The organism is Glaciihabitans sp. dw_435 (assembly GCF_018449675.1).
Taxonomy (GTDB): Bacteria; Actinomycetota; Actinomycetes; order Actinomycetales; family Microbacteriaceae; genus Glaciihabitans.
The window spans coordinates 1-4,243 of record NZ_JAAVUZ010000037.1 but is presented as its reverse complement, the minus strand read 5'-3'; the positions used below and the strand labels follow the sequence as shown (position 1 = coordinate 4,243).

At 62.3% G+C, this 4,243-nt stretch carries 4 protein-coding genes; 2 read left to right on the top strand and 2 right to left on the bottom strand.

Annotated features, from left to right (window positions below):
• Positions 1-211 precede the first annotated feature (211 nt).
• Both HB677_RS18080 and HB677_RS18075 read left to right on the top strand, forming a co-directional pair.
• The gene (locus HB677_RS18080; protein ID WP_213817134.1) at positions 212-1,063 is read left to right on the top strand and encodes an NAD(P)H-binding protein; all 852 of its coding nucleotides are present in this window, start codon (positions 212-214) and stop codon (positions 1,061-1,063) included.
• A 9-nt stretch (positions 1,064-1,072) separates the two neighbouring features.
• Positions 1,073-1,564, top strand: a complete 492-nt coding sequence (locus HB677_RS18075; RefSeq protein ID WP_213817133.1) for a hypothetical protein — start codon at positions 1,073-1,075, stop codon at positions 1,562-1,564.
• 43 nt (positions 1,565-1,607) lie between these two features.
• Here HB677_RS18075 and istB read toward each other — a convergent pair whose 3' ends face one another.
• Positions 1,608-2,420 carry an IS21-like element helper ATPase IstB gene (istB, locus tag HB677_RS18070; RefSeq protein WP_213817132.1) on the bottom strand — a complete coding sequence of 271 codons (813 nt, stop codon included), beginning with the start codon at positions 2,418-2,420 and terminating at the stop codon, positions 1,608-1,610.
• Entirely contained in the window at positions 2,417-4,099 is a 1,683-nt protein-coding gene (gene istA / locus HB677_RS18065; RefSeq protein ID WP_213817131.1) for an IS21 family transposase, read from the bottom strand. Before istA ends, istB begins: the two co-directional genes overlap by 4 nt.
• Positions 4,100-4,243: the final 144 nt, after the last annotated feature.

Genomic DNA, 4,243 nt, shown 5'->3' with positions numbered 1-4,243 from the left:
TTGACTATGTCAAGTCGATTTGGCCCCGGCGCGGCGGGCTGAAGTGGCCCCACTTTTCTATGGGCGTATCGCCGCGATTATCTAGACGGGATCGCAGTTACCAGGTTCAGTCGCGGGTATTGTTGTCTCGTCGGGGTGAAGCGTCGGAACGCCTCGTGGCCAGTTGGCGATTCCGTGGCGCGTTCTGAAACGCGCTTTGGAGACCAAAAAAATGAACAACCCTCTTAGCAAGCCAACCCTCGTGATGGGTGCCCGTGCCGGTATCGGCCGACTTATTCTCGATGACCTCATCGCCCGGGATGTGCCGGTGCGCGCTTCGACGCGGCGGCCCGAACCGGGCCAGCTACCTGCGGGTGTGGAAGCTGTTGCCGCTGATCTGACCGACCGGGCGAGTCTGGAAGCAGCTTTTGCCGGAATCGGCCAAGCGTTCCTCTTCGCCAACCACGAGGGCGTGGAAGGTGTCATCGAGGCCGCCCATGCTGCGGGGCTTGAGCGCATCGTCTTGTTGTCTTCGGGCTCCGTCATTCATCCCACCTCTCTCGGCAACAAGATCACGGAAGAACATCGAGAGGTAGAACAGGCGCTGACGGCAGCGGGAGGCTTCGCCCTCGTTCCGATCCGGCCGCTCGTGCTCGCCACGAACGATCTGGGGTGGTCCTATCCGATCCGAGCCACGGGGAGTGTGTCGATCTACCAGCCCGACGCGCTTACCGCGCCAGTGCACGAGGCTGATATCGCTGCGGTTGCTGTGGCTGCCCTCATGGGAAATGACGACGTCACCGGCATTCTTACCGGACCCGACCGTCTGAGCCAACGAGCTCAGGTCGCTTCAATCTCTGCTGCGGCAGGGAAGGAGTTCTCCGTGGTCGAGCTCTCCCGGGACGAAGCTGCCGCGAATGTCGGTCGGTTCATGCCCGCGTGGGAAGCGGAGGCCGTTCTGCAGTTCCTCGATGACGCGGCCGCCGGCAACTCCGGAGTGTCCGACACGGTCGAACGGGTTCTCGGGCGGCCTGCCATCGAGTTCGCCGAGTGGGCTGTTGACCACGCTGATGACTTTCGGTGAGCTGACATCGTGATCGCATACGAACCCGAACTCTGGCACGAGCTCTTCGTCATGACTGGTGGCGCCACCGCGGCGCTTGCGGGTTTGATCTTCGTGGCCGTGTCACTGAACCACGAAGACATTCTGAAAATCCCGGCCCTACCCGCACTCGCAGCACGAACGCTGAGCATCCTTATCGGACTAGTGCTGTTTTGTGTTGTTGGCCTAGTGCCTGGGCAATCGCGAACCGTGTACGGGACCGAGACGCTGATCATCGCTGTCGTTTTGGCTGGCATTGTGTTGGGCACCACGTTTCGCAATCTCGGTGGCAGTCACATGATGCGGTGGAGAGTGAGCCTGGTCGGATATGCACTCGTAGCTTCCATTCCTGGCGTGATCGCAGGAATATCGTTAGTCCTCGGTGCTGGCGGCGGACTGTATTGGTTGCTCGCCGAGCTAATTGCAGGGATCGTGGTCTCGGTCTACTACGGCTGGATTCTCCTCATCGAGATACGCCGCTGACTACAAAAGGAGATGGGCCCTGTGATTGGGTCCATCTCCGAGGTCAGGAAGTCCGTTGTTGTTGGCGGGTGTGGGCGAGCCGGTAGGAGTCGGTTCCGGTTTCGATGATGTTGCCGCCGAAAGTGAGCCGGTCGACGATCGCAGCGCAAAGTCTCGGGTCGGTGAAGGTCTTCGTCCACCCGGAGAAGGATTCGTTGGAGGCTATGCCGACGGAGTTTTTCTCTTCCCGTTCGGTGAGGACTTGGAAGAGCAGTTCGGCACCGCGGCGATCGAGCTCCATGTAGCCGAGCTCGTCGATGAGGAGCAGGTCGACTCTTCCGTACCGGGCGATGGTGCGGGCGAGGGTTTTCTCGTCGGCGGCTTCCACAAGCTCGTTCACGAGCCGGGTGGCAAGGGTGTATCTGACCCGGAACCCCTTCTCCGCCGCCGCGGTCCCGAGGCCGATGAGTAGATGCGATTTACCGGTCCCGGAGTCGCCGATCAAGCACAATGGTTGACCTCGACGAACCCATTCAGCGGTGGCCAACGTGTTGATCGTGGCTGGGTTGATGTTCGGGTTCGCGTCGAAGTCGAAATCTCCGAGCCATTTGTCGCGCGGGAAGCCGGCAGCTTTCACCCGGCGGATCGAGGAGCGCCGGTCACGGTCGTCACACTCGGCCAGAAGGAGCTCGGCCAGCAGTCCGTGGTAGCTGAGCTGTTCCTTCTGCGCGATGGCCACCGCATCGTCAACGACGCCCCGGATGGTTGGCAGGCGAAGCCGCCGGCAGGCCTGGTCGATGGCGGCGATCGCCGCTTCCTCGGTCAGACCGCGGCGCCGGCGGAACACCGGTTGTGGGGTGGGAGTGGTGGTGGTCATGAGGCGGAGTCCTTCCGTGGCGACGGCGATTCAGGCTGGGGAGCGGGACGGTGGATAGCGAGCAGGTCGTCGTAGCCGGCGACGGAGGGAACCGGCCTGGTGTCGGCTGGAAGGCCAGCGATCACCGCGGCGGGATCGGTCAGCCGACGCAGGGTCAGACTGACAACACGGTGCTCGTTGATCGGAGCATGTTCAACAGGAAGACGGTCCGAACTGACCCCACCCGTGGTCTCGGTCTGGTGGCGGCGTGCTTCGACCGCGACCACATCCGCGGTTACCGCACCGATGTTCACCGCCGAGGTCAGCCCGGCAACCACGTCGTCGGCCGGCATCGATCGGTGCAGGAGGAGCACATCGATCAATTCCCGCGTTCCAGCGGAGTCTCCGTTGACTTTCCGGGTCGCCGCCCAAAATGCTTCATGCGCGCTGGTGAACACCCCCGCAGCCCGGGCTCTGGCCAAAGCGGTGGAGCCGGGCAGGGCACCGGGTTTGACCTGCAGCACTTCCAGGTAGTGGTCGAGGTTGATGCTGTCCGAACCGCGGGCCACGACCCGAGGATGTTCGGCGATGACCGTCCGGCCGTCGTAGACGACTAGCTCTGAGGCTCGAAGCGAAACGTGGACCTGGCGTCCGATGAACTTCGACGGCACCGAATACCTTGCTTGCCGGACGGTGATCAGCGAAGACCGCTCCACCCGAGGTGTCAGGTGCAGCCCAGGATCGAAATCATCCACCGGCAAAGGCGCAAGCTGCGGCCGTTCCATCGCGAAGTCGGCTCCGACGGTTCGTAACCGTGACGCGATCCGCCGGTCCTCATCAATTTGGTCCCACTTGATCACTTTCTCGTTCAACTCGGCAAGGGAGTCAACGACCGGCATCGGTGAGAGCCAGGTGCGCCGGAACCGGCCCACATCCCCCTCAATCCCGCCCTTTTCGTGGGCGCCGGTGATCCCTGGCTGGCAGTAAAAGGAATCGAACCCGTAGTGGGAACGGAACAGTACCCACCGTTCGTTTTCCACCCGCGCCCGCCCCTGCCCATAGAGAACCGATTGGACGGCTGCGGTCAGATTGTCATATTTGATATGACCGGTCGGGATCCCGCCGATCGTTTTGAACGCAGCGATGTGACCTTCGAGGAACGCTTCCTGCGCCTGCGTTGGATAGATCCGGTGCACCGCCTTCCCCGAAAACGCGAGGCGGAAAGCGAAGAGATGACATTTGGTTTTGACCCCCGCCAGAATCACCCACACCTCCCCGAAGTCGACCTCCGCCTCCCGGCCGGGGGCATGCTCCTGGGGGATGAACGCTTCGATCCGGCGACCGGCCGCGATCTCGACCTCGGCCCGGCGGACCCGGACGTAATCCCGCACCGTCGAGTACGACAACTCAGTTGCGCCGTGCTCGTCAGCGAGACGGGCAAGGATCCGCCGGGCCGTGTGCCGTTGCTTGCGCGGGGCCTTTAAATCCTCCAGAAGCATTCCCTCTATAACGGGCTTGAACGGATCCAACCGGATCGCGGTACGAACCGGCGTCTTACGCGGCGGCGGAACAGCAGACTCCAGCGCTGCACGGATCGTTCGCCGGTGGACTTGATATCGACGGGCAAGCTCCCGAATCGATAGTTCTTCGACGCGGGCATCTCGTCGGATACTCGCAAACAGATCCACTCTCGACACCATTTCCGGCCCCTTCTCGCCGACAACAACTCAGACGAGAACCACCCTCGGGTGGGGCCAAATCAAACCGTCACAACCACCTCGGCAAGTCGCAAGTGGGGCCAGAACAGACCGTCACAACGGGGCCACTTCAACCTGTCACAGACA